The following is a 26,068-nucleotide window of genomic DNA, read 5'->3' as shown; positions in this document are numbered from 1 at the left end:
TGATTACAGGTTAAAATGATATTCTCCGTCCGGTATCTTTACCCGGATATCCGGATAATCCCACCGGGTTTCATCAGTGATCCACGCCTGAGCTCCCCGGAGTTCAAAATTCCAGTCGGTCAGCTGTCCGCCCACAGCTTCCATACGGGCAGCCACCTTATGACGCACGTTATAAGGGCAGTATATCAGTAAGTATCCGCCGCCGCCGGCCCCTAACAGCTTTCCGCCGAGAGCACCTGCTTTTAATGCCTCCTCATAAAGTTCATCGATCTGAGGGGTGGTGATCTTGCTGCTCATACGTTTTTTGCTCTTCCAGCCATAATCCAACAGCTTTCCAAAGCTGTATAGATTCCCTTTCAAAAGCTCGTCCTTCATGGCGTATGCCAGTGCTTTTACTTCGCACATGGCATCAAAGGGATCTTTCTTTTCATAGTTCTTCACCTGATCCTTGATGATATTGGCAGACACGTGGATATTGCCGGTATAGCATAAAAGCAGGTTGTATTGAAGCTCGTGGATCACTTCTTTTTTGATTCTAAGGGGATTGACCACCACGTTGTTGCGTCCGTGGAATTCAATAAAGTTAAATCCTCCGAAGGTGGCCGCATACTGGTCCTGGTAGCCTCCGTCGATCTTTAAATCTTCCCGTTCCACCTTATATGCCAAGTCTGCCATGGCATAGCTGTCCAGCTCCACGCCCTTCCATTTGGCCATGGCGGTTAAAAGAGCCACCATAACCGTTGAGGAAGTGCCAAGACCGGAGCCTGGAGGTGCATCGCACTGGAGATATACTTCACAGCCCTGTTTGATGTCCATGGCCTTTAATGCTGCGGTCACAAGGTCCAGACGTCCGTCGTATACATAATTTTCATTGGTATTGTATTTGACAGTCATATCAAAGTCCAGGGAATGGACGATGATCTGGTCATCTTCTCTGGGAACGATGGAACAGTAGGCATATTTATTGATGGTGCTGCCGATGATGGCACCTCCCTGTTCTTCACAAAAAGGAGCTACATCCGTACCGCCTCCCCCAAAGCTTACCCGAAGGGGCGCACGTCCTCTGATTATCATACGATCACCGTTCCTTTCTTTATATCTTCCATGAACCGGTAATAATCCTCCGGCACGCCGATATCTATGAAATATCCGTCATTGACAATGCCTCCCAGCTTCTTTTCCTCAGCAATCCAGCGGGGGATCATGTCATGCTCTAAAGATACCTTTCCTTCCGGAATTGCATCGAGCAGGGAACGGCGAAGGTAATAAACGCCTCCATTGATGGTTCCCCGGCATTTTTCTTCGGTCTTCTCATCAAAGGTTTTTAACCAGCCATCTTCCAGTACAGCCTGTCCGTAACGGGATACATCAGGCACCTCTCTCAAAACAAGGGCCATATCAAGATCCCGCTCCTCACTGAGGGCCGTCAGCCGCTTGTAGTCAATCTGGTAAAAGGTATCTGCATTCAGCACGAAGAACCGGTCATCCGTCACCTTCTGTCCGGCATTCTTAATGGCTCCGGCTGTGCCCAGAAGTTCTTCTTCATAGGCATAAGAAACCTTAATCTCCCAGGGGGAACCGTCTTTAAAATATTCTTCCACCATAGAGCCTTTATAGCCAACGGCAAAAATGATCTCTGAAACTCCATGTTTTTTCAGTTCCAGAACAACATATTCCATAAAGGGCTTATCTTCAATCAGTGCCATAGGCTTTGGCCTGTCATTTACAACGGAACGGAGCCGTGTACCAAGACCTCCTGCCAGCAAAACTGCCTGCATACCAGTTTCCTCCTGTTCACCTTTTCATTGGTTCATTCAACGAAACATCCTTATTATATCACAGATTCTTTGTAACAATCTACTATCCTTCTTTTAGAAGTCTTCCCCAACCACGCTCCAGGCCGCATCCACGCTGTGATACCTGCGGATATAGCTCTGGGTCGCCCGGCTCATCTGCAGACAGCGGCCCCCATCCTGATACAGGGAGAGGACCTCCATGGCAAATTCCGCCGGGTCATCCTTTATGGCCATTACCTGTCCGGCATCAGGGATTCCTTCCGCACCGATGGAGGTGGTGACTACCGGAGCGCCGTGATACAACGCTTCTATGACCTTTCCCTTCACACCTGCACCGTAACGCAGGGGAACTACCACGATCCGGCAGCTGGCATAGAGTCTTTGAAGCTCTTCTTCAGATACAAAACCTTTTACCACGATTCCATTGCCCGGCTGTTCCAGGGCCTTGATTTCATCGGTCACCTTAGAGCCTACAATATAGAAATTCACCGGCATCCGTTCTCTTATCAGCGGGAATATATCCTGTGCAAACCATAACACGGCGTCGGCGTTTGGCGGATGGGCAAAGCCTCCCACAAACAGCAGTCCTTCCCGCTCTTCAAAATTCTCAGGAATATGGTTTAAAAACTTCTCAAATACATAAGCGACAATGGCTTTTACATGAATGGAGGGCTCGATCTCATGGATGGCATCCCGTTCCACATAAGACGGATAATAGGATACCGCGGCCTTTCTCATCAAACGCAGCTCCATGGATTTCCAGTACTCAGAGGCTTCCCTCTTTTCCGGATCTCCCGTCAGCTCGTATTCTCTGCCTTCCCGAAGGAAATGAAGGTCGTGACCGTAATAGATCACCTTCATGGCTGTCTTATTCTTAATGAAATCCACATATTTGGCGGCGATATGGGGACGGTTCAAATAGGCCACCTTGATGTCATCCCCATGTTCCTTTAACCAGTCCCAGATCTTTGCCTGATATTCTTTTCCATAGAGGATCTCGATGCCCATCTGCTGGAGCACCGTGGAATACGGCTCTTCATGCAGAAAGTTATCCCCAAGGAATTTAACAACATAGCCTTTTTCCACAAACATCTGCAAATACTGGAAGGTGGTCTTGGAGCCGGCATCCCGGTCATAGGTGGGTACATAGTGGTCGATTACAAGAATGATGTCCTTATTCTGGCTTCTCTCCCTTGCGCGGAAGGGGTCCGGATTTCCGTCATTCTCACTTTGTTTCTTGAATTCTTCTGCCCATTTTTCCCGTAACTTTAAGCTGTTTTCCACTTGATAGCGTTTTAGGCCGGAGCCGTTGACATCGGTGCCGTTTGAAATGCCCTCAAAGTGAATGACTTTGGAAAGGGGCTGGTAAACCACCCGGTACCCTGCTTTGCGCACTTCAAAGGCAAGGTCAGAATCTTCACAGTAAGCAGGTGCAAAACGCTCATCAAAACCGCCGATTTGTTTCCATAACTCATTGGATAAAAGAATGGCGGCACCGGAAATGTAGTCCACATCCTTGACATAGTTATACTCCGGCTTCTCCGGGTCATCCAAACGTCCGTAATTCCAGCCGGAGCCGTCGCTCCAGAGAATGCCTCCTGCTTCCTGCAAACGTCCGTCAGGATAAACCAGCTTAGAGCCTGTCATACCGATGGACGGATCCGATTCGATCAAATTCACCAGACTGGAAAGCCAGCCTTCTGTGACCTTGGTATCGTTATTGAGAAACATGATATACTTGCCTCTGGCTGCCCTGGCTGCCTGATTGCAGTTTTTTAAAAATCCCTGATTGGTCTCATTTCTGCAGATCACCACGTTTTCCGTAAACTTTTCCAGTTCCCTGGTCGCATCACTGGAAACGTCATCGGCAATGATCACCTCATAGACCACATCCTTTGTATGCTCCAGAATAGAGACCAGACAGGCATAGGTATAATGGATCTGGTTGTATACAGGGATGACAATGGAGACCATGGGGTGGCCTTCCCGGACAAAGCGAAGTTTGCCGTGGGTCCGGTACTGCTCTCCGATCTTCATATCTCCCTCGATCAGATTCCTTCCTTCCTCTGTGGTATAGAGACGGAAGGATTTCAGCGGATGAAGGAGTGTATTTTTCCCATAATAAAAATATTTCCGTTTTTTCGTTCCTTCCGGAAAACAGTCATTAAAAATCCGCTTTACCTTTCTTCCCACACGGTAGAACAAGGCTTCATGACGCCTTAAGCGGTCAATGATCTGCTGCATGTTCTCACAGTCCTGACGGAGCGTGTTTATGATCATCTCCTGATTGGTCACGTGGTTGTCTGTCAGCCGCTTGATCTCCTGCTGCTTTGTGATGGTCACATCCTTTTCATGGAGTTCCATTTCCATCTGGGAAATCCGTTCTTTGGTATCATCGATGATCTTAGAAAGCCGGAACATATCTTCCGGCAGCGCGTGAGTCTCATGCATGTAGTTGACCAGATAAATCTGCTGGTTCTCCCCGTGGACATACTCCTGAAAATGGTGTTCCATCTGAAGATAGGCCTGGGTCCGTTCTGGTTCCACACCGAATTCTTCTAAAAATGCCTCCATAGAAGCATAAGCCAAAATGCTCTTATACTGTTCATAAAAATAATAAAGCACCCGGAATTTTACAAAGGTGACCGGGACCGGGAAGGAAAATACCCACTCATAATCCAGACAGTAAGGGCCGTCTTCCGTTATCATGATGTTCTCAAAGAGACAGTCGATGTTGGAGGCCGTAAATGCCCAGTCTTTCTTGATGGATTCCTCTTCTTTGGAAAGTTCACCAAATACCTGAGTGAATTCGGGAGTGATATGAAACGGAAACATGCAGTCATCTTTTACACTTAAGATCATGGCAAGAGCATCTTCCATCGGTGCGACAGGCACTTTTCCATCGGTGATCTCTTTGCCCAGAAGTTCGGATAGGGTCTCTCCTTTTAAAAACTCAAACCGTGCCGTCCGGCCGTCGGGACTTACGGAAACCTCCGCTACCTTTAACCTCTGGTTTTGCTCCTTAAGACTTTTATATTTTTCTTCCAGGGATCTGATATGTCCGGTTCCTTCATCCCGCAGGGCTGTTTTTTCCACAAAGGGAATGCCGTTTTCTTCCACCAGACTGGTGCGGATCTGGAACGCTTCCCTGCGGGTCTTATTATATTTTACAAAGTTAATTTTCTTCATGGCAGCTCCAAATGGTTAAGAATGAATTGGCAAATGTTTCAAACTGTTTTCCTTCACATACCTCGTCAAACATCTTTCCTAAATCAAACCGGAGATATTTGGGATAATCATAGGCTAAAATGGCATGAGTCAGATCTCCCTTGGCCGGCAGATAAGCGTCGGAATACAAGGTTACCGGAAGTTTATAATCAGGCATGGGATAATAAAAAGAGACTTCTCCTTCTGCCTGTTCATTTCCGCATAACAGCTCCATAAGTTCTGTTCTTGACAGACGGATTTTATCCGGGACAGCACCTGCCTGATATTTCAGTCCCAGACGGTTGCATACAGAAATAATCAGCTTCCCGCCTGGTTTTAACAGGTTCTTTGCCTTTTCGATCTGTTCTTTTACTGGTTCTTTCAGAGAACCTGTCATGACCACATAATCAAAGGTTTCCTGGTGAATGGAGTCAAAATCTCCATTTACATACCGGATATTGTTACGGTCCTGATGGCGGAGACGGTTAAAGGAAAGGTTGTTCTGGTTTAAGTCAAGGACGGTCACATGGCTTACCCTGCGGCTGTATAATCCTGTAAGAGCGCCGTAATCAGAACCTGCCTGGAGCAAAGAAGCTGACGGTTCAAACGCATACCATTCCAGCAGATTTTCCCGGATATCTGACAGTGCATACAGATAGTCCGGATTGGGGTTTTCTGCCAGCAGCTTCTTAATATCTCCATTATATTTTAAATACAGATTCCTGATCTCAGGGCTTAAATCGTTCATCAATGCTTCCTCCTTACTTTCCTGCCCGGTGAAGCTCTAAGCTTACTTCCGGCTCCATATCGTAAACACCTACTGTATTTTTATTGGAAATGACCGTGATACTTACGATATCATACAGGCGGTGATAGACAACATGTTCTCCGTTCTCAAATCCGGTACAGCTCATGGAAAGCAGATACTCGCCTCCCTGAAGGGTCATTTTCTGTTTAAATTCCACCTCATATTCATCGCCGCTTTTTACCGCCTTTACATCGGCTGCCTCATACATGGTATTGGTTCCGGTCAGATCGGCTCCCCGCTTGTCCTTGATGGTATAAGTAAAAATAGGGGTCTTGATCTCTCCATGAAAGCGAATCCGCTCCCTGATGGAAAAATACTCTCCCTTTAATAAAAGGTTGGTCACATTTCCCCGCTCGTCAAGAAGACCGAAATCCACGATTTCCGCCTTCTTATCCCCATATTCGGTACGGTTTGGATTGACCGTAAGCTTTTCCTTCATAAGACCTTTTGGAAGGTCCTTTGCCGCCTCTTTTCTGGATATGGCCTTTTCCCCTGAAAAATCGTTTAGCTCCGATAAGTCATCCATCTGGTTGGCAAGGATCTTCTTATATAAATCCACCATTTTCCCAGGTTCTCCCTGAGCAATGAAATTTCCTTTATTGAGTACGACCACCTGGTCACAGTATTTAATAATCGCACCCATATCATGGGTCACCATCAGAATCGTGGTTCCATTTTGACGGATCTCCTCCATGCGGCGGTAGCATTTGGCCTGAAAAAACACATCTCCTACGGAAAGGGCTTCGTCAACGATCAAAATCTCCGGTTCCACATTGATGGCAAGAGCAAATGCCAGGCGGACGAACATACCGCTGGAGTAGGTTTTTACCGGCTGATAGACAAAATCTCCGATGTCGGCAAATTCCAGGATATCCTCAAGCTTTTCATCCATTTCTTTTCGGGAAAATCCCATCATGGTGCCGTTCATATAGATGTTCTCGATTCCGGTATAGTCCATGTTAAATCCGGCTCCCAGCTCCAGAAGGGCAGAAATGACACCGTTTACCTTAAGGCTTCCGGACGTAGGTGTCAGCACTCCGGTGATGATCTTTAAGATGGTGGACTTTCCTGAGCCGTTGGTACCGATGATTCCAACCGTCTCCCCTTTTTTTACATCAAAAGAAATGCCGTTTAAGGCATAGAAATCCCGGTGATAGTTTTTATGGGTGGGGCTTAAAGTCTCTTTTAAACGGTCAATGGGCTTTTCATATAACCGGTATATTTTTGTTACATCACTTACTGTTATTGCATTGTTGTTCGATTCTACGGACATTGAATCCTCCATACTAAGCAGATCACAGCACATCAGAGAAGTGCGGACGCAGCTTTTTAAATACTTTTAATCCTATGAGCATCAGGACAATGGTCACGGTCCAGAAATACAGGCCAAGGGTCGGCCGTTCCACCAGCCAGTGCCCGGTCAGCATGCTGTCTCTGTATCCTGCCACTACATAATAAAACGGATTTAATTTAAGCAGGGTAGGCAGCCAGGAAGGAATCTTCGGGAACATCTCCGGTGCCCACATAATCGGTACCAGCCACATGCCAAACTGAAGAAAGATTCCAATGATCTGAGCCATATCCTTAAAAAACACCTGAATGGCGCTGGTAAAATAAGAGATGGCCAGACCAAGCATGGAACTTGCAAAGGTATAGTAAAGAATCTGGATCCAGCTTGCCTTTGGAAAAATTCCGTAGCAGAAAAATATTGCAATCATGATCAGGGCAAATATTCCATGGACCATAAGACAGGAAATCAGCTTGATGACCGGAAGGATCTCCACCTGAAATACCACCTTTTTCACCAGATAATTATATTCCTGCAGACAGCCGGTTCCCATATTCAGCACTTCACTGAAATAGAACCAGGGCACGATACCTGGAATCAGCCACAGCACATAGGGATAACCCGGTACTGGGGGTACGCTCTTAAAGCCCATCTGGAATACAAAAAAGTACACCAGTACCGTAGCCATGGGCTGTAAAAACATCCAGGCGATGCCGAAATAAGAGCCAACAAACCGTTTCTTAAAATCTGCTTTCGATAAATCCAGGATAAGTTTTCTTTTTGAAATGATTTCTTTTAATAAGGAAACCAGATAATTCATGGTTTTCTCCTCTCACTAAAATTTAAAGGTTTCCCGGATTCCGCTCCACTTCTGATCTTTCTCGGAAATAATCAGCTCCATGCCATCTGCAATCGGCCATTCAATACCGATCTCCGGATCGCTCCATAAAATACCGCCTTCATCCCCCGGATGATAGAAATCCGTACACTTATATGCAAATTCTGCTTCGTCAGACAGAACCAAAAAGCCATGAGCAAAACCTTCCGGGATATAGAACTGCTTTTTATTTTCCGCAGACAGCTCCACACCGAACCATTTTCCATAAGTCTCAGAAGAAGACCGCAGATCCACTGCCACATCAAATACGGTTCCTTTCACCACGCGAACCAGCTTTCCCTGGGGAAACTGCTTCTGGAAATGAAGGCCGCGCAGAACTCCCTTTACGGACATGGACTGGTTATCCTGTACGAATACCATGTCAAGTCCGGCCTCTTTAAAATCGTTCTGGTTATAAGTTTCCATAAAATAGCCCCTGGAATCAGGAAATACCGTTGGTTCAATCACATAAAGACCTTCTATTTCACAAGCTGTTACTTTTATCTTTCCCATATTTTCATGCTCCTTTACCTGTCAAAACATTCTTTTACCTGTAGCATTCTACCACAACTTGGTACATATTTCTATGATATCAATAATTTTTTTGAAATTAAGAAGAAAACTGTAAGAATTTGCCTTCTAAGAGAAAACTGCAAAAGCAGCCCGGCCTTTCTAATGTTTTAAAAGCCGGGCTGCGTATTGATTTTATGTTCTTTTGTCTGAAAGGAAAGCATTATTCCAGTATGACTGGTTCATGGTACATTTCAGTATGAGCCACCGGGGCAGGGACGCATACCGTTTTCCCATGAAAAAGCCCAGATATTTAAAGCCGCTCTTTACCATAACGCCTGGAATCAGCCAGTATTTCTTTTGCTTTGCCAGCCAGGAGCAGGTATTTTTCACCAGACGGATTCCTTCGCTTTCCGATCTTATTCCTTCAAATACCTCCGGATGGTCCGCCTGAGAGACCGCAAGATCGAAATTCCGGTGAAACTGGGCCTTGCAGCCATAATTATGGGAATGGCAGACCTTTGCTTCCGCCACATAAGCCACCGCCTGTCCACGATATCTTACTGCATTGCCTGCATAGATCATATCTTCGTTAAAGATCGCTGGTTTTACAAATCCGCCGTTTTCCAAAAATACCCGCCGGTCATAGGCACAGCAGACGTTGGAAGCAAAGAATGTCTTTATTCCAAGCCGGGGCAGGTCTGCCATTGTCTTTACCCGGCTCTCATCCGGATAATTAAAGGAACGGGTATACTGCTCTGCCAGGGCACAGTCCGGATTGGGAAGCTGCCTGGCATAAGCCTGCACCACCGGTTCCCCATGTTCCCCGGTCTGATCAAGCCCTTTTAATAATGCCCCGATCAAATGCCTGTCCGCAGGAACCGCATCATCGGTCATGAAAACCATAACATCGGCCTTGGAATAACCGGCTCCAAGGTTCCTGGTTCCGCCATGATCAAATTCTTCCTTTGTCACATGGTGGACCTCCAGGTTTTCAATCGCATCAAACTCCCCGTCTTTCCAATAAGACTTTTCCGTATTGATGACAATGATCTTTTCTATGGGATAAGACTGCTTTTCCAGACGGTTTAACAGGCGTTTTAATGTATCATCCGGCTTATAGACCGGAATGATCACATCCACCGTCTTATTGTTCGGTTGTTTTTCTTCCATCTTCATTTCCCTTTCCGTCATAAACGCAGAGATGCCGTGGAGCAGATCCGAATCAGGGCATAGATGCTCACGAAACATTCCAGATACCAGGCACTTCTCCTTAAATCTGCCTTTATGGACAGGTTTTTATCAAATATTGTCAGCAGCACCAAAGGCAGAAGGGGAATAAAATACCGTCCCTGCACTCCGGTGATATAGGTCAGTTCCTTTGGGGTCCAGCCAAGCAGCATGGACGCCAGAACCAGACAGGCACTTAAAAATACCAGAAAAAGCAGAAACCATTTCTGCCCCGTCTTTAAAGGGACCTCCTCTCCTTCTCTTTTTAACACACTGATAAAAAGAGCATAACACAGCAGGAGCAGGCAAAACGGCGGAACCGTAAGGTTCGGATCCAGGTTTCCCAGAAAGCCGCCCAGCATGGTCACCAGATAATACCCCAGCTGGGTCACAAAGGTTTCATAGTAAACCATAAAAATATCATAAGGCCGGTTTATTACATCAGAAAGGGTATAACCTGCTGCCTCACTCCAGCCCACATAGCTTTCTGTCTGGGTCGCCCAGGCGGCAAGCACCAGTCGGTTTACCAAAAATACGGCCAGAAGCACAGCTGCCAGAACACTGAAGAAGGAAATAAAGTACTGCTTTTTTGACTGGAATTTGGCTGACGGGATAAACAGGCAGATTCCGGCCAGGGGCAGATACACGATTTTTCCAGGCTCCAGGAGAATCAGAAAAAGAGCCAGAAGTACCGTATCCTTTACCGTCACTTTATCCTTTTCAAACGCCAGATAAAAGCACCAGGAAAAGAACATCATGGACAGCCCGATAAATACGGCATCATAGGAATAAGAGGCCGCAAGGTGAAGCGTCATCGGCAGACAAGAGACTGCCATGAGTACCTCCTTTTTAAAAGGCATGACGCGGACTGCAAAGTAAGACATTGCCGCAAATGCCAAAAGATTACACAGCCGCCCCAGCATAACGAGGGGAATATATCCCAGCTGCAGAAGCCTTGCAAGAGTGATTCCTGCCGCCTGTGGCACATAGACCACCGGAGAGGTATTGACCGGGATTTCACTCCGCACAGTGACTCCCTGGCTCTCATCCTTGGAAAACAGCCCGGTAAGAACCATGTTGTAGGAAGTCTGCCCGGCTTCCGGGGTGAGTCCTGGGACATCATCTCCGCTTCTCACCAAAACATTGGCCCCGCGGCTGATCCGTTCTTTTTCTTCTTGTGTCGCATGGGAAAGGAATTCCTCATCAGCTACCGCCTGTTTTCCCATGATCTGGCTGGAAAGACGGTAGGCGCTTATAAAATGAGCCGCTTCATCCGGCGCAGTAAAGGGCGGAAGAACCAGAATATAAAACAGGCCCAGGAGCAGGATGGTCACCGGATACATCCAGTCCGAAAGTTTCTCCTTTATCCACAAAAGAGCGCCCAGACAGAAAAGAAATCCACAGCCAAACACGATCATCCACCAGTAGAACCGCCGGACCGGCTCAAATGCAGGAGAGGGAATCCTTATAATAGTTTCCTGATAAGACGACAGGAAAAGAAAAGCGAGAAGCAGGATGCTTCCCGCCGTAAGCGCCAATCCTTTTTTATTCCTGATGAGATTCACGTTTCACTTCCTCCTTTTCCCGTTCTTCTTCCCGGTCAAGTGCAAAGGCCTGGATCAGCTCCGTGACCCTCCGCTCCAGCTGGGAGATCTTGACAGACTGGAAAAACACCTTTACCAGCAAAATAAAGATCATAAAGGTGAAAATAAAATTTGCCGTGGAATAGGTTCCCACCATACGGGATATAAAATCCGCCAGCCGGGGGAATAAGCTGAACACCACCAAAAGCAGGGCAAACATGACCCAGAAGATGGAATCCTCGATCTTCATTTTGGAATGGCGGATTTTTCTAAGTACATAGCATGTAAGCAAAACGGAAACACATATCAGCACGCATCGAAGCAAAACCGTCATGACATTCTCCCTTCTATTATCTTCTGTCCCTGATGCGGAAGCTCTGTACCAGTAAAATGGAAAACAGCATCTTCCCCATATAGCGGGCCGCATTCCAAGGACTTAAATAGCTTTCTCCAAGAATCCGCTCGTCCATGACCACCGGAATCTCCGCAACCTTTGCGCCATGACGGATCAGATAAGATATGGTGTCCGGTTCCGGGCCATAGTTTAAACCGTCAGCAAATTCCTTGATCATCTTGTGGCTGAACATGCGCATGCCGGAGGTGGGGTCCTTTACGCCAACCCCGGTGGTAAACCAGATGGCGGCGCTCAGCAGACGGCTTCCAAACATCCGCAGGGAATGAGGCTTTCTCTCTGTCATAAACCTGGAACCGATCACAATGTCATAGCCCTCATCCATCTTCTCTTTCATGGGGAATATGTACTCGGGCCGGTGCTGTCCGTCACCGTCAAACTGTATGGCATACCGGTATCCGTGCCGGTGCGCGTATTTAAGACCGGTCTGAAAGGCTCCCGCAAGGCCAAGATTCACAGGCAGATCGATGATTCTCCACCGGTGCCTCCGGCAGATTTCTGCAGTATCATCGGTAGAACCGTCATTGATGATCACATAATCAAACATAGGGTAGTTTTCAATCACACCACCCACCACACGTTCGATATTCATGGCTTCATTATAGGCTGGTATTACTACCAGTACTTTATCCTTCATTATCGTATCCCTTTCTTTTCTTTCCCCAGAACAAAGACTGCCTGTCCCATAAAGCAAAGCATTAAAAGCAGCATGGAAAGCATATAGGAGAAAGCTCCTCCGTTAATACCTCCTGCCTTCACGAACCAGAAGGACAGAAAGAAGGACAGAATGCAAACCGGTACATAACCGAAAAATATCCGTTTTTGCCGTTTCATGATTACCAGTACATAGTAAAACAAATTCATGACCGCAAAGAATCCTCCGCCCAGCACAATGGCAAGCAGTCCGGATTTATACGGTTTCAGTTCCACATCAGAGATGGCTCCAAGAACCGGAACCCCAAGGACCCAGGCCCCTGCCAGTGCTATCACCGTAAGAAGCAGTATGATTCCTGTCAGCTTCCCTACCTCTTTCATAAAATCTCCATAGCTTTTCTCCTCCCACAAATAAGACAGCTTTGTAAGGAAGGGCCGGATAACAAAATTTGCCGCAAGATTAATGACTGAGGTAGGCATAAAGATTGCCACAAAAATGGCATTATCCGTGGAGGTCATCTGGGCATCCACCGCATATTTTGCCATGGCAAAGATGAGTCCGTCCAGAAATACAGATAAAAACAGCAAAAACCCATCCTGTAACAGCTCCTGTGCCTTGCCGGCCCTTTTTAAACGCTCTATTCCCGGAACCTGTTTTGCTGTCCGTTTATCAAAGAGTAAGATTCCGGCGCCCTGGGAAAGGACTGCAGCAACGCTTGAAAATACCAGATCCTTTGTAATTGCCAAAGCCGCCAAAAAGCAGCACACGGACAACAGGGTCCGGAACGTCATGGCCTGTCCCGTCAGATACAACCGGCCGTTCCTCTGAAATTCCGACTCATACACATCGGCAAACCCGTCCAATACCTTATATAATACCATCAAAAACACCACAAGAGCCTTTTCTCCCGTATAACCGGCTGCCGGAATGAACGTATTCCACAGGATATAAGCGATTCCCATAAGGACTGCGGCCTGACAGGTAATGTACCGGGCCTGACGGTATTCCCCAAAGGTATACGCTCTGCTGATATCCGTGCTCTGTAACGGTCTCATGCCAAAATAGGCCACCAGAAACATCTGCTGCCCGAAGGTGCTGAAGGCAAACCCAAAGATCCCGCCCTGGTCTGTGCCTGCCATATGATTCACAAGGGCCGTAAGGACCATACTGGAGCCTGCATAAATAAGGCTGCCGATCATGTTCCAGACCACATTTTTTCGTTCCATCTTTTTAAGTTCCTCTTAATCGCCCATACTTATAACAAGCTTCCCCTTATTCTACAATATCTGACGGAAAATGTAAACCTGGAACAATCCCCCTAATGCTTCCCCCAGCCAGCCGTCCGGCACAGATACAAAAATGCTTCCAGCCGGAACACCCAGGACAGCCCTGCATAAACCAAAACACCTGCCAGAATCTGTACCACAAGGGTGAAAAGCGTTCCTTCTATTATATACTGCACACCGTACACAACCAGGCCCATGGCTGCTGATACAAGCAGAGAGGGGAACACGTCCCTCCACTGCTCATAAAAGCTGTAATGAAGCAGCTTCTTGTTGGGATGGGCATTGATAAAGGTACAGATAAAATCTGTCACCGCACGCAGAGCCACCATGGTGTAGATCCCAAAAGGAATGCTTATGATCAGGGCGATCACACTCACCGCTTTTTTTATGATCTCTAATTTTAAGAAAATCTCACTTCTCCCCAGCGCATTGATGGCCTGCAAATTAGCCACGTGAAGAGGCCATGTGGCATAGGCCACGCAAAGAAGCCGGAGCATGGGAACACAGGGAAGATACTGATCCGTTAAAAGCAGCTTTACCATCGGTTCTGCCACCGCAATCAGCCCCGCCATCATGGGAAACACCAGATAGGAACTGGTAACAATGGACCTGCGGACCATACTCTTTACTTTTTCCCGGTCATCCTGACAGGCAGAAAAAGCAGGGAGCATGACCGACTGGATCGCCGCACCTAAATTATTGGCAATCAATGCTGGAAACTGGTTTCCTCTTGAGTATTGCCCCATCATGGCGGAATTATATATTTTCCCGATAACAAGTCCGTATACATTGGTGAATACACTGTCGATCAGGCCGGAGCAAAGAATCTTCCAGCCATAGGAAAACAGCTCCTTTGCTTTCTTGACGGAAAATAAAAGCCTGGGGCGCCATTTCACAAGCACTGCCAGAACCGCCATCAAAAAAAAGCTGTAAAAAAACTGCTGCATGGCAAGGGCCCACATACCGCCGCCCTGAAATGCCATCACCACTCCGATGACTCCGGAGCCCAGGGCTGCAAAAATACTGGCAAGGCAAAGCTTGCGAAACTCCATGTTTCTTGCCACTGCCGCAGACTGCACCGATGTGACCGCACCGAAGAACAGGGTCACTGCCAGAATGCGAAGCACCGGACGGAACAAAGGCTGTCCATAAAACCTTGCCACTGCCGGAGCAGAAAAAAACAGGATTATATATAAAACCGCTGCGATGCCTGCGCTGATATAAAAAGCAGAGGAATAATCCTCCTCATCCACGTTCTGTTTTTGGATCAGGGAGGTGTTAAAACCACTCTGGACAAACACATTCCCAATGGTTATAAATATCATGATGAGCATGACTTCCCCGGACTCCGCCGGGGTCAAAAGCCTTGCCAGCAGAACGGAGACGAGGAACTGGATTCCCTGTGTTCCTCCATTTTCCATCACTTTCCAAAACAAACCGGAAAGGACTTTATTTTTTAAATTTTCCTGATACATACTGGTCATTCCCCTCATTCTGCCAATTAACAATTCCGCCTTATTGTACTATATTACCCATTAATTGTAAATCGTCTCTAGCATTTTGCGTTTAATCATGATAAACTATCTAGGATTATATTCAATTTTTTAGTATTCAGGAGGTACATTATGACGCGTAAACAAATACACGGTCTGGCAGTATTCTTCCTGACAGCTGTTCTGATTTCCGGACAAGCTTCTTTTGCCTGGGCAGACGAGGCGCGCGGACCGGGATTTAGAAACGGCGTTCCCATAAGTCAGGATGACAGTCAGACGGAAACCACAGATCAAGACAGCAATCAAATACAGGAAGCGGAAACCGCTTTGGCGAATGCCGGCATAGACATCGGAAAAGAAGCAGAAGGAAACGGTGAGGATGGCGTTGTGGATGAAGCCGCCAAAGCGGCACAGGAAGCCTTAAAAGCCAATTTCCCGCGGCTTCAGACCACCGTTATGGTCGGTGACAGCAACTGGTCACAGCCCTTTGTAAACGATGCGTGGATCACCAACAACGGGGAAGGCTTCCATGGAATGTCCACCTTCCTTACGAATATTGTGGGCAACGTCCTTTACCGGACCTATACCTCAAGTACCGGCTGGTCTCCATGGGTCATGAACGGACAGCAGACCACCAATTATCCCAACGACGTGAACGTGGAAGCCGTACAGATGCGCTTTTCGGGCTACGTAAACAATCAGTTCGATCTTTATTACACCGCCCAGTTAGAGGACGGCACTACCATGGACTGGGCAAAGAACGGAACCGCCACAGGAACCATGGGAACCGGACATTATATTACCGGACTGCGGATGGCCTTCTATGCCAAAAATTCCCAATTTCCTTATGCCACAGAAAAGCCTCTTGTCTCAGCCGTTCCGGATGGAATGCAGCTGGTGGACGGAGCTCTTCGTTATGTAAACGGAGATGGCACTGCCTTTACCGGCTGGGCATGGTCAGGCAATGAACGGTATTATTTCGTTGACTCTGTCCCGGTAACCGGCTGGCAGTACATCGACGGCTACAAGTATTATTTTGACGAAACCGGAAGAATGCTTTCTGATTTAGAGCCTGTCATTGGCGCAAAGGGTCCGTTCTTGATCAGTATCAATAAGGAAATGAACACCATGACCATTCTCGCCAAGGACGGAAACAACGGTTTTATCATTCCGGTAAAATCCTTTTTGACCTCCACCGGCCCGGATACTCCTTTAGGAACATTCCAGACTCCGGCCAAATACCGCTGGAGAGATATGAATCACGGAATCTTCACCCAGTATGCCACCCGCATCTGGAAGGGATTTTTAATTCATTCCATTCTCTACAGCAGTCCCAATGGCATGACTCTGGACTCCAGTACCTACAATTATTTAAGCATTGCCGAGTCTGCCGGCTGCGTCCGCTTATTATCAGGAGATGCCAAGTGGGTGTATGACCACTGCCCTCTTGGAACAACGGTTACGATCTACAATTCTCCGGTTCCCGGACCATATGAACGTCCGGCCATTGAACAGATCATACCGGACTCACAGACCTGGGACCCGACGGACCCGAATATCGCCCGTTAATCCAGAATCTTCATGTACATAAATACGCCTTGATCCAGGCGGTAAAAGCCTGGGTCAAGGCGTATTTTCATGTGTTTCTTTTTGCAGCTTCCGGTCCTTCTTTTATGATTGTTTCAAAAACTTTTTCCTTAGAAATCCATAAAGCCCCGGTGTCCGGTACTCCATCTGAATAAAAAATCTGGTTCTTGGTGTCAGTTCTTTATAATATTTCTTATATTCAGGATTTAGAATCTCTTTAAACTGTCTGGTATTGACCATGGTGTGATAATAGGTCCGCTTGTCCGCACTTTGAATGGCGCTCCGAAGACGTCCTTTCGTTGCCTCATCATACATCCGGTAAACCTTTTTCATTCGCTGGTAATAGACCTGCTGTTTTCTTTCGTAGTCTCCGTTCTTTCCTTCCATGGTCCAGGAACCTGCCACTCCGACCCGGTATGCACTCATGGCTTCATCGAAATAATAGCCATAGCCTTCACTGGCGGCAATCAGCTGGATAGGGGTATCTCCTACGGGACACTCTACATAATAATCGGGAAGATCTTTAACGATCCGGGAAGGAAATGCCATGGAGGACATGGCGTAGCCAGAGGACTTATCCACAATCTCTTCCGGGGAAATGACCCTGTTTCCACAATAAGGGCGCATCTTTCCCTCGGTCAGTGCTTTTCCCACCAGTTCGATCCGGGCACTGTGGATGCAAAGGGTGCAATCGGGATGGGCCTCCATGTAATCCACCTGCTTTTGCATTTTATCCGGTGATATCCAGTAATCATCACCGTCACACATAAAGATGTATTTTCCTCTTGCACGCGGGAAATTAAACGCTCCGCTGATGTTGTCGATTCCCTGGGAGTACTGGTTCTCTGTCTGGATCAGAGGACGCACCTTTCCGGGGAACCTTTTTTCGTATTCCCGGAGAATATCTCCCGTTCCATCGGTGGAGGCATCATCGTGGACAAGGATCTCAAATTCAAAACTGGTTTTCTGCATCAAAAAACTGTCCAGAGCCTGACGGATATAATCTTTATGATTATAGGTGACACAGTTTACGCTGACCATGATTTCAGAATCCCTATTGCTGCTCATACCCTTTCGCCTCCTTCCCCGGTTACTTTTGTAATATATTCCTCATATTTTCTGGCAATGTACATGCCTGTGACCCCATGAAACGGTTCTATCTTCTCTCCGGCAAAGCATTTTACATGATTGGTCACACAGTCATAGCCTGCCAGACAGGAAAACTCCACGCCGCCGGAGAAACGGGGATTGCACTCCAGCATATGATACATGCCGTCTTCTCCTTCAATAAATTCAAAATTAACACATCCGCTAATCTTTAAAGCCTGAGCGATCTCTCTGCACATATCCTCTAACACCGGATCTAAAAATACCAGGACAGAGGTTCCGGCTCCATTGGCGGTGCGCAGCAATTCTTTCCGGCAAATCACCGCGCATTCTCCGGAAAACTCCTGTCTTACGATATCCACGGTGATGATGCTCCCTTTATAAAAAGGCTGCACCACATAGTCACCGGCATTGCTCAAAGAAAGGAAGCTTTTCATCTCTTCTATGGAGGAGATATAATGAAGGCCCTGACTGCTTCTTCCATTAAAAGGCTTTACCACCGCAGGGTAAGACAGCTTTTTTATATCCGCATTTTGTAATTCCAGGGTAGGAATGGGATATCCCATGCCTTTTTCCAGCAAAAATAAGCTGATCGCTCTCTTATCTCTGCATATGCGGATAGTTTCTTCTGGAGACAGGCAAAGGGTTACTCCCTGTTCCTTTAGTTCACTTCTCCGGAGGTTCCACACATCCACTTCTGCATCGGTAAGCACGATCAGATAATCAGCATGTTCCTTCCTGCAGATGGAAAGGAGCTGGTCAACATACCGTTCCTCGTCGGTGGCATAGGGAACCTGGTAAAAAGAATCCACCTGTTTTGCATCTGCAATCCATTCCGGGGGATAAATATCACAGCCCACCACACGCATGCCGTTCTTTTTTAAATTCTTAATCACGATATCTGCTGAAAATGACCCGATTGCCGTTACCAGTGCCGTATCCATAATAGCCTCCTGTCTGATATCTTTTTATGACTCCACGGTTTTTGCCTCATCACACGTTCTCATCTGGCATGGATAATAATCTCGCAGATCCGGTCCACCTGGCTCAGAGGAAGATCGGCATACAACGGAAGCGTCAGAACGCTGTCTGCCGCTTTTTTGGCCACCGGCAGGCTTACCTCCTGAAACAGTTCCTTGTAGCAGTCAAAATCTGTGATCAGCGGATAAAAATATTTCCTTGCAAAAATATGATGGGAAGCAAGAAGCTCATACACTTCGTTCCTTGTAAGGGAGAAGCCTTCAAAGGCAACGGGAAAATAGGCATAGTTTTCCCGTATGCCTTCCTTTTGCGGGTTAAGCCGTATGCCTGGAATCCGGGATAAGTGTTTCCGGTACCGTTCTGACACAAGCCTGCGCTTTTCGATATTATCCCTTACGTGGCGAAGGTTACAGATGCCCATGGCAGCCTGAAACTCATTCATCTTTGCATTCCCGCCGATATACTCCACCGATTCTTTTCCTGTGATTCCGAAATTTTTCAAATAATTTAATAAGACCTCCAGCGACGGGTCCTGAAAGGCGACTGCACCGCCTTCAATGGTATTAAATACCTTTGTGGCATGAAAACTGAACATGGAAGCATCTCCGTAAGTTCCGATTCCCCTGCCATGGACTTCGACCCCAAAGGCATGGGCCGCATCATAAATCACTTTTAAATGATGCTTCTTTGCGATGGCTTCGATCTTGTCCACCTCACAGACATTTCCATACACATGGACCGGCAGTATGGCGGTGGTTCTTTCGGTGATCAGCGCCTCGATTTTGTCCGCATCTATGGTATAATCCTCCTCTTTGATGTCACAGAACACAGGCGTCAGATTATTTCTCATGATGGCATGGGTGGTGGAAGCAAAGGAAAAAGGTGTGGTGATCACTTCACCGGTAAGGTTCATGGCCTGCAGTGCCATCTCCAGTGCCATATGGCCATTGACAAACAACAGCAGGTCGGGAACCTTCAGATAATCTGAAAGCTGGTCCTTTAACCGGTCATGAAATTCCCCCATATTGGTCATCCAGGAGGTTTCCCAGATGGGTTTGATCTCTTCTATAAATTCTTCATAAGAAGGCATGGACGCCTTTGTCACTAATATATCTTTCTCTTCCGGTACCATATTCCTTTATCCTCCGATTTCCATTCCGCCCAAGGCAGGTCAGATGGAAAGCATCTGGCCAAAGGTCCTTATGAGGGTGCTTTTATAAAATTTGTATTTCCAGATGGTGTGCATCTTTTGCATCCGGTTCATGCTCTGCAGATTGATGAATTGTTCCAGAGTCACCCGCTGCTCTCCGGTCATTTCCGTTCCGTAGCGGTCTAAAAACAGCTCTGCCTGCAAAAACATGTTTCGGTACTGCTGCCGCACACGGTCCTTATGTGTCAGCCTTTCGGCATACTGCCTGATGCCGCTTTTGGACCCTACCTGATTGCTTTCATGCTGCCGGTAAAGCAGCAGGGGCCGGTCAATATAAGAAATCTTCCCAAAGCAGCTTGCCACCAGCCCCAGCCACCAGTCATGCATCATGCAGGTCTCCGGGATATAGGACAGATAAGGAGAAAATCCCTGATTGATCATGACCGTATTCCCGGTGATGTTATTCTCCACCAGATAATGACTGAAACGGTTATCTTCAACAGCGATCTTCTGGTATTGTACCATGGACTTATGACGGATATTGCCGCTTTGGTCTGTCACGGACAAATCTCCGTGAACCAGCAGAGGTACTTCTTTTCCCCACTGCTTCTCCAGACGTTTCATTTCTTTTAATGTCACCTCTGTTTTATCCGGAAGCCATATGTCATCCTGGTCACAAAGCATGACGTAATCATCCGAAACCTCACGAAGGAGGCGGAAGAAATTGTTCTGAGGACTGCCGGATGCTTTTTCATTCCTAAGGCATCTCACCCTGTCCGGATGCTTTTGCTCATATTCTTTCAGGATTCCAGGGGTATTATCCGAAGAGAGATCGTCAGATATTACAATGACCAGTTCTTTATAAGTCTGGTTTAAAATAGAATCCAGCTGCTGTCTAAGGTATGCCTCGCCGTTATACGCAGCCAAAAGCACCGTAACCATAAGACGTTTCTCCTTTCCTTAAAGAAGGGACCAAACTACCAGGACAGTCCCACAATTTTTGTCAGAAACCAGATTTCAGCCATTAAAAATCCAAGAAACAGTTTTATAAGCATTTCTTCCAGACGGTTGATCTTTAAATAGGTTTTATAATAATGAAGCTTGCTTTCATGAAGCAGTGCCTGTCTTTTTAAAATGGATTCCACACTTTTATTAATGGATACCGAATGAAGATGGACATAGGACTGATCCAGTAAGAGCACGGTCTTATACCCTTTTTCTTTCAGCTTATGTCCCAGAATCTTTTCTTCATAGTAGAGAAAGACTTCCTCGTCATAAAGGCCGCATTCCATCAATGCCTTTGCATCTGCCAGAAATAAGGAGCCGCAAACCGCATCCACAAAAGCGTATTCCTTGTTTTCATTTCCCTTCCGGGTCATGTTCCTTCTGATCTCCGGCCTGTCATTGAGCCAGGGCTTAAAGAGCCGTCTTGTAATAAGTCCGGTATCAAGCAGGTCCAGGAACACGCCATGAAGTCTCCAGCTGGACAAAGCCACCTGCCCTGTGCCATCCCTTATAACGGCTGCTGCCACAGCCAGACGGTCTTCTCTGGAAAATACCTCCCTCATGGCATGAATGCATTCCTCAGAAACCTTTACATCCGGATTAGCGATCAATACGTGCGTGGCATGGAGTGTGTGGCATGCATAACGGATTCCAAGATTGTTTCCATAGCCATACCCGCCGTTCTTCGGCGCACTGAGGAAGTGAACCTTTTCATCCTCCAGTTCCTTTAACCGGACCGGAGAATCATCGGTGGAATGGTTGTCCACAACTACAATGGAATCCAGGCATTGATAATCCCGAATGGCATTTACCAGATCTTCTGTGGTTTTTGCATCATTATAATTGAGAATGATACAGCTAACATTCATATCCGCTCCTTCTTTAAGAACCCTTCCGGGAATTGATCATCCGCATGCCAAAATGCCTGCTTACAAAATCCCGGAACGGCGGACACAAAAATGTGCCGTAGTTCATCAGATGATAGGCAACCATATAAAGGCAGCTTCCCTTTTCCTTTGCCGTTTTGGCCCATGGGGTCAGTGAAAGATAATGGTCATAGGCCCTGCGGTAGGGATTAAGATTCCCTTTTTTCCAGGGCCGTTCATCTCCCATATAATGAACAATGACCGGGTGCCGCTTTGCCTCTTCAAAGGAGGCTTTTGATACTGTTTTATAGACCGGAGACAGCCTTACCAGATGACTGTAACGGAAATATTTATAGTTGGTGAAAAAATTATACCGGGGAGACAAGGGTTTGATCCGGCCTTTTAAGGCTCCGTTCAAGGTATCCTGATCTCCTGCAAAAAGCGTTCCTCCCATGGAGCAGTAAAAATCCAGAAGCATCTTCTGTACATCTGACTGCCTCCACTGTTTCATATCAATCAAAAGGACTCCGGAATTAAAATAGGGAGCTTCCGGCAACAGGCCGATCTCTTCCTTAACAGAAGGATAAATGGTAGGTTCCATAACGGCTCCCAGCATATAAGGCCCCAGCTCAGTTTCCCACAGCCGTTGTAAGGAAGACAGCACCACTGTATCACAGTCTAAATACAGCACCCGCTCCACTGTCTCCGGCAAAACTTCTCCTACGAACAATCGGGCCATAATGCTTAAATCAAAGCCTCCGGTGTTCACCTCAAAGGAAAACCGCTCCTTTAAATCTCCCAGCTCTATGATTGTTATCTCCCGCCCGAACAGTTCTCCAATGGCCAAAAGCCGTGTTCTTGACTCCGAAGAAAAACCCATGGACAAGATATAGACATGAAGCTCACCGGCTTCTTTGTTATGGTCCATAAGGGAATAGAGCGATACTCCCAAGTGTCTGGCATACTGATCGTTGGAAGCATATACAACCTTCATAGAACCCTCCGTTCCGTACCTTTTTTTCATACCTTTAACTCCGTAGTATTGTACTATATCTCACCGGAAAAGTAAACAACCTGGTGAACCGTCCCATTTTCCCTGCGCTGGCAGCGGAAATCAATAATGAGACAGTACACCAGGATTTTAATGATTATTTCAGTTCTTCGTGTGCCATCTTCATGGCTGATTCAATGACCTTGTCCATATCGTAATACTTATATTCTCCTAACCGGCCTCCAAAAATAATATGGGGTTCCTGCTCAGCCAGCATACGGTATTTTTGAAACAGCTCCTGATTCGTTTCGTCGTTGACCGGATAATACGGTTCCATGCCTTCGCTCCAGTCCTTTGGGTACTCTCTGGTTATGACCGACTTTTGCTGAGTACCGAATTCAAAATGCTTGTGCTCAATGATTCTGGTATAAGGGGTTTCCCGGTCCGTATAGTTTACCACCGCAACGCCCTGGTAATTATCCGTATCCACCGTCTCTGTCTCAAACTCCAGGCTCCGGTATTCCAGCTTTCCGAACTGATACCCGTAAAAAGCATCAATCATTCCAGTATAAATAGTCTTTTCTCCCAGACCGTCATAATATTCCCGCTTCTTTAGATAGTCTGTCTCCAGTTCCACGTCACAGCCTTCAAACAGCTTATCTATGATCACATTATAACCGCCGATGGGAATTCCCTGATAGGAATCATTGAAGTAATTGTTGTCATAGGTAAAACGGACCGGAAGACGCTTAATGATAAATGCCGGAAGCTCCTTACAGTCCCTTCCCCATTGTTTCTCTGTATAGCCTTTCACCAGCTTTTGGTAAATATCCGTTCCCACAAGGCGGATGGCCTGCTCTTCCAGATTTGCAGGTTCTCCGGTTACTGCATTCTTCTGCTCCTCGATCTTTGCCTTTGCCTCGGCCGGAGTGGCTACGTTCCACATCTTGCTGAAGGTGTTCATATTAAAGGGAAGATTATACATCTCACCCTTATAATTGGCAACCGGGCTGTTGGTATAACGGTTGAACTCCGCAAGCTCATTGACAAATTTCCATACTTCTCTGTTGCTGGTGTGGAAGATGTGGGCGCCATAGCTGTGCACATGAATCCCTTCGATTTCCTCGCAGTAGATATTGCCGCCCATATGGTTTCTTTTCTCTACCACAAGACACTTTTTGCCCTTCTGTCGGGCCAGGTACGCAAAGACACCGGAATACAGACCGGCTCCTACAAGCACATAATCATACGTTTTCATGGTTACTTCTCCTGTCATTTTATAAACTGTGCTTATTATATCATGTCCTATACGTTTCCACCAGCCAGAAAAATACGGTTATTTTGTGTGGATTCATAAGAAAAGGCAATTATATTGAATCTATATGTGGAAGAACATCCCTCCGGCCTTTAAAAACGAATGACACAACAGACAGCTGCGTGTCCCTTTTTCCCTGTATTTTCATGGCTGGGCTGGATTGGTCAGGAGCAAGAGCGGAGGACAGACTGCCGTATTTCCGCAGAAATTTCTTTGGTTCGTTTTATTCCCTTTTTCAATGCGGCATCAAGAGATTCCCCTTTTGACAAACTATTAACAATTGCCTCGGTCACTCCGCCCTTCGTAATCATTCTGTTTACATAGGACTCCTTATCAGATTCATTGGCAAACGATGGCAGCACCTTAGCGGCCCAGGAATACAGCTCAGGAAAAATCGGGTATTCTTCCTTGACTTTGTCAATGGCCATCTGCTGTTGTTTTGGATCTGCAGATTTTATGATAGCCGCAGGCATGCAGACACCTGCAGTAAAGACATCTAACTCCTCTTCACTTCTGATATTAAGGTACTTCAGATTCATTCTCTGGAGAATTTGCTTTAGTTGATGATTCTCCGGGTACATTGCTGTGACTCCTTTTTCGGATTTTATGGTGTCCGGCCCGCTGAGCATCATCCGGTATACGCTTTTACCAAGAATCTGATGAAGCAGGCTGATGGTAACACCTGCCATACAGGAAACAAGAATTGCTTTTCCGCTGGAAGCGGCCTCTTTTATTCTCATAATGTCCTGTGGTTTCAGTGTGATAAAAACCAGATCTGCTTCCCTGAAAATCTTTTCATTTTCCGAAAGACAAGAGGTCAATCCCTGATCTGCAAGCCTTTTTAAGGTAAGAGGGCTGCTTCCGGAGGAAATCAGCAATTTCTCTTTATCAAATCCATGGCTTAGCAGTGATTGTACGATTGCCTGTCCCAAATGACCACATCCCACGACCCCGATTCTTAAATGATTCATAAATTCTCCCGTTTCATTCATCATATCCTGTATCCTTTCAATAGGTCTTAACCAAATAGAAAAACGCTTATTGGTACACAATTGCTCTGCTCTACATACTACCGCAGGAATGAGAAAAAAGTCAATACCATTTACCATGGGCTTAAAGACCGTTCTTAAAAATAAAATGCGTCTTGTCCGGCAGCTTATAACAGCCAGTTTCAAGACGCATTTGTATCACCTCAATATTTTACATAGCCCGATTGGTCCAGATATTTTAATCATCTGATTTTATTGCTTTGCAGTTGATTTCTTTCATTTTATTAAATGTTTCCGGGCTTACAAAATGCTCGAACCGGCAGGCATCCTTGTGAGCATTTTCTTTTCCTACGTTGAGAATATCCGTTAGAAAGCTTTCAATCACTACATGGCGTTCAAAGATGGAAGTGGCATAATTTAAGCCAGCCTCTGTTAAAATAAGATTATGCTCCTTGTCCACAACGAGCAGACCCTCACTGCAAAGTTTCTTTACAGCGGCGCTGACACTTGGCTTTGATACACCAAGTTCATTTGCAACATCAACGGAACGGATACAGCCGCCCTTTTGATGCAGTAACAAAATCGCCTTTAAATAGGTTTCTATAGATTCACGGCTTTTGATTGGTTCATGCGGCTGCATTTGACCGTCTCCCTGTAATTAATTGGCTCCTGCCGTACACAGACAGATCACTTCTCTTCGTCCTTATCATGCCCGTCTCCATGAAAACCTGTCCCGTCTTGTTCCACTTTGCCACTTTGTTCACTCTGATTTCCATTGTCGGCATAATCTTTCTGGCCGCTCTGATTTCCATTGCCACCAAAGCCTTCTTGACCGTTCTGGCTTCCATACCCGCCATATCCTCCAAAGCCTTCTTGACCTCTTTGATTTCCATGACCTCCATATCCTCCAAAGCCTTCTTGGCCGCTCTGAT

24 protein-coding genes are annotated in these 26,068 nt (G+C 46.5%); 1 reads left to right on the top strand and 23 read right to left on the bottom strand.

Annotated elements, in window-relative coordinates:
* Nucleotides 1-3: 3 nt before the first annotated feature.
* The 13 genes from ACLTWA_RS13685 to ACLTWA_RS13625 form a co-directional block, all read right to left on the bottom strand.
* Complete coding sequence (locus ACLTWA_RS13685; RefSeq protein ID WP_412328457.1) at nucleotides 4-1,074, bottom strand: GHMP kinase; 1,071 nt, start codon at nucleotides 1,072-1,074, stop codon at nucleotides 4-6.
* Nucleotides 1,071-1,778, bottom strand: coding sequence for a nucleotidyltransferase family protein (locus ACLTWA_RS13680; protein WP_412328456.1), 708 nt, complete (start codon nucleotides 1,776-1,778; stop codon nucleotides 1,071-1,073). Before ACLTWA_RS13680 ends, ACLTWA_RS13685 begins: the two co-directional genes overlap by 4 nt.
* Before the next feature lie 93 nt (nucleotides 1,779-1,871).
* A complete protein-coding gene (locus ACLTWA_RS13675) occupies nucleotides 1,872-4,985 on the bottom strand; it encodes a glycosyltransferase (protein ID WP_412328455.1) in 3,114 nt (1,037 codons plus the stop codon).
* A complete protein-coding gene (locus tag ACLTWA_RS13670) occupies nucleotides 4,972-5,751 on the bottom strand; it encodes a class I SAM-dependent methyltransferase (protein ID WP_412328454.1) in 780 nt (259 codons plus the stop codon). Before ACLTWA_RS13670 ends, ACLTWA_RS13675 begins: the two co-directional genes overlap by 14 nt.
* Nucleotides 5,752-5,764: 13 nt before the next feature.
* Nucleotides 5,765-7,084: an ABC transporter ATP-binding protein gene (locus tag ACLTWA_RS13665; RefSeq protein ID WP_412328453.1), complete on the bottom strand. Its 1,320-nt coding sequence runs from the start codon at nucleotides 7,082-7,084 to the stop codon at nucleotides 5,765-5,767.
* A 22-nt stretch (nucleotides 7,085-7,106) separates the two neighbouring features.
* Complete coding sequence (locus tag ACLTWA_RS13660; RefSeq protein ID WP_412328452.1) at nucleotides 7,107-7,919, bottom strand: ABC transporter permease; 813 nt, start codon at nucleotides 7,917-7,919, stop codon at nucleotides 7,107-7,109.
* A 15-nt stretch (nucleotides 7,920-7,934) separates the two neighbouring features.
* The gene (gene rfbC / locus ACLTWA_RS13655; protein WP_412328451.1) at nucleotides 7,935-8,489 is read right to left on the bottom strand and encodes a dTDP-4-dehydrorhamnose 3,5-epimerase; all 555 of its coding nucleotides are present in this window, start codon (nucleotides 8,487-8,489) and stop codon (nucleotides 7,935-7,937) included.
* Nucleotides 8,490-8,681: 192 nt separating this feature from the next.
* Nucleotides 8,682-9,659 carry a glycosyltransferase family 2 protein gene (locus ACLTWA_RS13650; RefSeq protein WP_412328450.1) on the bottom strand — a complete coding sequence of 326 codons (978 nt, stop codon included), beginning with the start codon at nucleotides 9,657-9,659 and terminating at the stop codon, nucleotides 8,682-8,684.
* A 17-nt stretch (nucleotides 9,660-9,676) separates the two neighbouring features.
* Nucleotides 9,677-11,281 (bottom strand): DUF2142 domain-containing protein, encoded by a 1,605-nt coding sequence (locus tag ACLTWA_RS13645; protein ID WP_412328449.1) that lies wholly within the window; start codon nucleotides 11,279-11,281, stop codon nucleotides 9,677-9,679.
* Entirely contained in the window at nucleotides 11,262-11,633 is a 372-nt protein-coding gene (locus tag ACLTWA_RS13640; protein ID WP_412328448.1) for a DUF2304 domain-containing protein, read from the bottom strand. Before ACLTWA_RS13640 ends, ACLTWA_RS13645 begins: the two co-directional genes overlap by 20 nt.
* A gap of 16 nt (nucleotides 11,634-11,649) precedes the next feature.
* Nucleotides 11,650-12,348: a glycosyltransferase family 2 protein gene (locus ACLTWA_RS13635; protein ID WP_412328447.1), complete on the bottom strand. Its 699-nt coding sequence runs from the start codon at nucleotides 12,346-12,348 to the stop codon at nucleotides 11,650-11,652.
* Complete coding sequence (locus tag ACLTWA_RS13630; RefSeq protein ID WP_412328446.1) at nucleotides 12,348-13,592, bottom strand: lipopolysaccharide biosynthesis protein; 1,245 nt, start codon at nucleotides 13,590-13,592, stop codon at nucleotides 12,348-12,350. The genes ACLTWA_RS13635 and ACLTWA_RS13630 overlap by 1 nt, the downstream gene beginning before the upstream one ends.
* A 92-nt stretch (nucleotides 13,593-13,684) precedes the next feature.
* The gene (locus ACLTWA_RS13625; RefSeq protein WP_412328445.1) at nucleotides 13,685-15,127 is read right to left on the bottom strand and encodes a lipopolysaccharide biosynthesis protein; all 1,443 of its coding nucleotides are present in this window, start codon (nucleotides 15,125-15,127) and stop codon (nucleotides 13,685-13,687) included.
* Between the two features lie 150 nt (nucleotides 15,128-15,277).
* Here ACLTWA_RS13625 and ACLTWA_RS13620 point away from each other — a divergent pair, with 150 nt between their 5' ends.
* Nucleotides 15,278-16,714: a L,D-transpeptidase family protein gene (locus ACLTWA_RS13620; protein WP_412328444.1), complete on the top strand. Its 1,437-nt coding sequence runs from the start codon at nucleotides 15,278-15,280 to the stop codon at nucleotides 16,712-16,714.
* 102 nt (nucleotides 16,715-16,816) lie between these two features.
* Here the strand turns inward: ACLTWA_RS13620 and ACLTWA_RS13615 are convergent, their stop codons facing one another.
* From ACLTWA_RS13615 to ACLTWA_RS13570, 10 genes are all read right to left on the bottom strand, one after another.
* The gene (locus tag ACLTWA_RS13615) at nucleotides 16,817-17,800 is read right to left on the bottom strand and encodes a glycosyltransferase family 2 protein (RefSeq protein ID WP_412328443.1); all 984 of its coding nucleotides are present in this window, start codon (nucleotides 17,798-17,800) and stop codon (nucleotides 16,817-16,819) included.
* Entirely contained in the window at nucleotides 17,797-18,783 is a 987-nt protein-coding gene (locus tag ACLTWA_RS13610) for an ATP-grasp domain-containing protein (protein ID WP_412328442.1), read from the bottom strand. The genes ACLTWA_RS13615 and ACLTWA_RS13610 overlap by 4 nt, the downstream gene beginning before the upstream one ends.
* 59 nt (nucleotides 18,784-18,842) lie before the next feature.
* Entirely contained in the window at nucleotides 18,843-19,952 is a 1,110-nt protein-coding gene (locus tag ACLTWA_RS13605; protein ID WP_412328441.1) for a DegT/DnrJ/EryC1/StrS family aminotransferase, read from the bottom strand.
* 39 nt (nucleotides 19,953-19,991) lie between these two features.
* Nucleotides 19,992-20,912 carry a glycosyltransferase family 2 protein gene (locus ACLTWA_RS13600; protein ID WP_412328440.1) on the bottom strand — a complete coding sequence of 307 codons (921 nt, stop codon included), beginning with the start codon at nucleotides 20,910-20,912 and terminating at the stop codon, nucleotides 19,992-19,994.
* A 35-nt stretch (nucleotides 20,913-20,947) separates the two neighbouring features.
* Complete coding sequence (locus ACLTWA_RS13595; protein WP_412328439.1) at nucleotides 20,948-21,844, bottom strand: glycosyltransferase family 2 protein; 897 nt, start codon at nucleotides 21,842-21,844, stop codon at nucleotides 20,948-20,950.
* Nucleotides 21,845-21,857: 13 nt separating this feature from the next.
* Nucleotides 21,858-22,835 carry a glycosyltransferase family 8 protein gene (locus ACLTWA_RS13590; protein WP_412328438.1) on the bottom strand — a complete coding sequence of 326 codons (978 nt, stop codon included), beginning with the start codon at nucleotides 22,833-22,835 and terminating at the stop codon, nucleotides 21,858-21,860.
* A 154-nt stretch (nucleotides 22,836-22,989) separates the two neighbouring features.
* Nucleotides 22,990-24,090, bottom strand: coding sequence for a UDP-galactopyranose mutase (glf, locus tag ACLTWA_RS13585; protein WP_412328437.1), 1,101 nt, complete (start codon nucleotides 24,088-24,090; stop codon nucleotides 22,990-22,992).
* 221 nt (nucleotides 24,091-24,311) lie between these two features.
* Nucleotides 24,312-25,142 (bottom strand): pyrroline-5-carboxylate reductase family protein, encoded by an 831-nt coding sequence (locus ACLTWA_RS13580; protein ID WP_412328436.1) that lies wholly within the window; start codon nucleotides 25,140-25,142, stop codon nucleotides 24,312-24,314.
* A gap of 232 nt (nucleotides 25,143-25,374) precedes the next feature.
* Nucleotides 25,375-25,776 carry a metal-dependent transcriptional regulator gene (locus ACLTWA_RS13575; RefSeq protein WP_412328435.1) on the bottom strand — a complete coding sequence of 134 codons (402 nt, stop codon included), beginning with the start codon at nucleotides 25,774-25,776 and terminating at the stop codon, nucleotides 25,375-25,377.
* A partial coding sequence (locus ACLTWA_RS13570) for a hypothetical protein (protein WP_412328434.1) occupies nucleotides 25,763-26,068 on the bottom strand: 306 nt, incomplete at its 5' end. The genes ACLTWA_RS13570 and ACLTWA_RS13575, both read right to left, overlap by 14 nt.

The sequence above is a fragment of the Lacrimispora sp. genome, assembly GCF_046972725.1.
Lineage (GTDB): Bacteria > Bacillota > Clostridia > Lachnospirales > Lachnospiraceae > Lacrimispora.
Note: the sequence above shows the minus strand (reverse complement) of the source record. Positions and strands in the feature narration are given on the sequence as shown.

What these genes read in the sequence shown, in the direction of transcription:
- ACLTWA_RS13685 (WP_412328457.1), bottom strand. Translation starts at nt 1,074, where the DNA reads ATGATAATCAGAGGACGTGCGCCCCTTCGGGTAAGCTTTGGGGGAGGC.
- ACLTWA_RS13680 (WP_412328456.1), bottom strand. Translation starts at nt 1,778, where the DNA reads ATGCAGGCAGTTTTGCTGGCAGGAGGTCTTGGTACACGGCTCCGTTCC.
- ACLTWA_RS13675 (WP_412328455.1), bottom strand. Translation starts at nt 4,985, where the DNA reads ATGAAGAAAATTAACTTTGTAAAATATAATAAGACCCGCAGGGAAGCG.
- ACLTWA_RS13670 (WP_412328454.1), bottom strand. Translation starts at nt 5,751, where the DNA reads ATGAACGATTTAAGCCCTGAGATCAGGAATCTGTATTTAAAATATAAT.
- ACLTWA_RS13665 (WP_412328453.1), bottom strand. Translation starts at nt 7,084, where the DNA reads ATGTCCGTAGAATCGAACAACAATGCAATAACAGTAAGTGATGTAACA.
- ACLTWA_RS13660 (WP_412328452.1), bottom strand. Translation starts at nt 7,919, where the DNA reads ATGAATTATCTGGTTTCCTTATTAAAAGAAATCATTTCAAAAAGAAAA.
- rfbC (WP_412328451.1), bottom strand. Translation starts at nt 8,489, where the DNA reads ATGGGAAAGATAAAAGTAACAGCTTGTGAAATAGAAGGTCTTTATGTG.
- ACLTWA_RS13650 (WP_412328450.1), bottom strand. Translation starts at nt 9,659, where the DNA reads ATGGAAGAAAAACAACCGAACAATAAGACGGTGGATGTGATCATTCCG.
- ACLTWA_RS13640 (WP_412328448.1), bottom strand. Translation starts at nt 11,633, where the DNA reads ATGACGGTTTTGCTTCGATGCGTGCTGATATGTGTTTCCGTTTTGCTT.
- ACLTWA_RS13635 (WP_412328447.1), bottom strand. Translation starts at nt 12,348, where the DNA reads ATGAAGGATAAAGTACTGGTAGTAATACCAGCCTATAATGAAGCCATG.
- ACLTWA_RS13630 (WP_412328446.1), bottom strand. Translation starts at nt 13,592, where the DNA reads ATGGAACGAAAAAATGTGGTCTGGAACATGATCGGCAGCCTTATTTAT.
- ACLTWA_RS13625 (WP_412328445.1), bottom strand. Translation starts at nt 15,127, where the DNA reads ATGTATCAGGAAAATTTAAAAAATAAAGTCCTTTCCGGTTTGTTTTGG.
- ACLTWA_RS13620 (WP_412328444.1), top strand. Translation starts at nt 15,278, where the DNA reads ATGACGCGTAAACAAATACACGGTCTGGCAGTATTCTTCCTGACAGCT.
- ACLTWA_RS13615 (WP_412328443.1), bottom strand. Translation starts at nt 17,800, where the DNA reads ATGAGCAGCAATAGGGATTCTGAAATCATGGTCAGCGTAAACTGTGTC.
- ACLTWA_RS13610 (WP_412328442.1), bottom strand. Translation starts at nt 18,783, where the DNA reads ATGGATACGGCACTGGTAACGGCAATCGGGTCATTTTCAGCAGATATC.
- ACLTWA_RS13605 (WP_412328441.1), bottom strand. Translation starts at nt 19,952, where the DNA reads ATGGTACCGGAAGAGAAAGATATATTAGTGACAAAGGCGTCCATGCCT.
- ACLTWA_RS13600 (WP_412328440.1), bottom strand. Translation starts at nt 20,912, where the DNA reads ATGGTTACGGTGCTTTTGGCTGCGTATAACGGCGAGGCATACCTTAGA.
- ACLTWA_RS13595 (WP_412328439.1), bottom strand. Translation starts at nt 21,844, where the DNA reads ATGAATGTTAGCTGTATCATTCTCAATTATAATGATGCAAAAACCACA.
- ACLTWA_RS13590 (WP_412328438.1), bottom strand. Translation starts at nt 22,835, where the DNA reads ATGAAGGTTGTATATGCTTCCAACGATCAGTATGCCAGACACTTGGGA.
- glf (WP_412328437.1), bottom strand. Translation starts at nt 24,090, where the DNA reads ATGAAAACGTATGATTATGTGCTTGTAGGAGCCGGTCTGTATTCCGGT.
- ACLTWA_RS13580 (WP_412328436.1), bottom strand. Translation starts at nt 25,142, where the DNA reads ATGATGAATGAAACGGGAGAATTTATGAATCATTTAAGAATCGGGGTC.
- ACLTWA_RS13575 (WP_412328435.1), bottom strand. Translation starts at nt 25,776, where the DNA reads ATGCAGCCGCATGAACCAATCAAAAGCCGTGAATCTATAGAAACCTAT.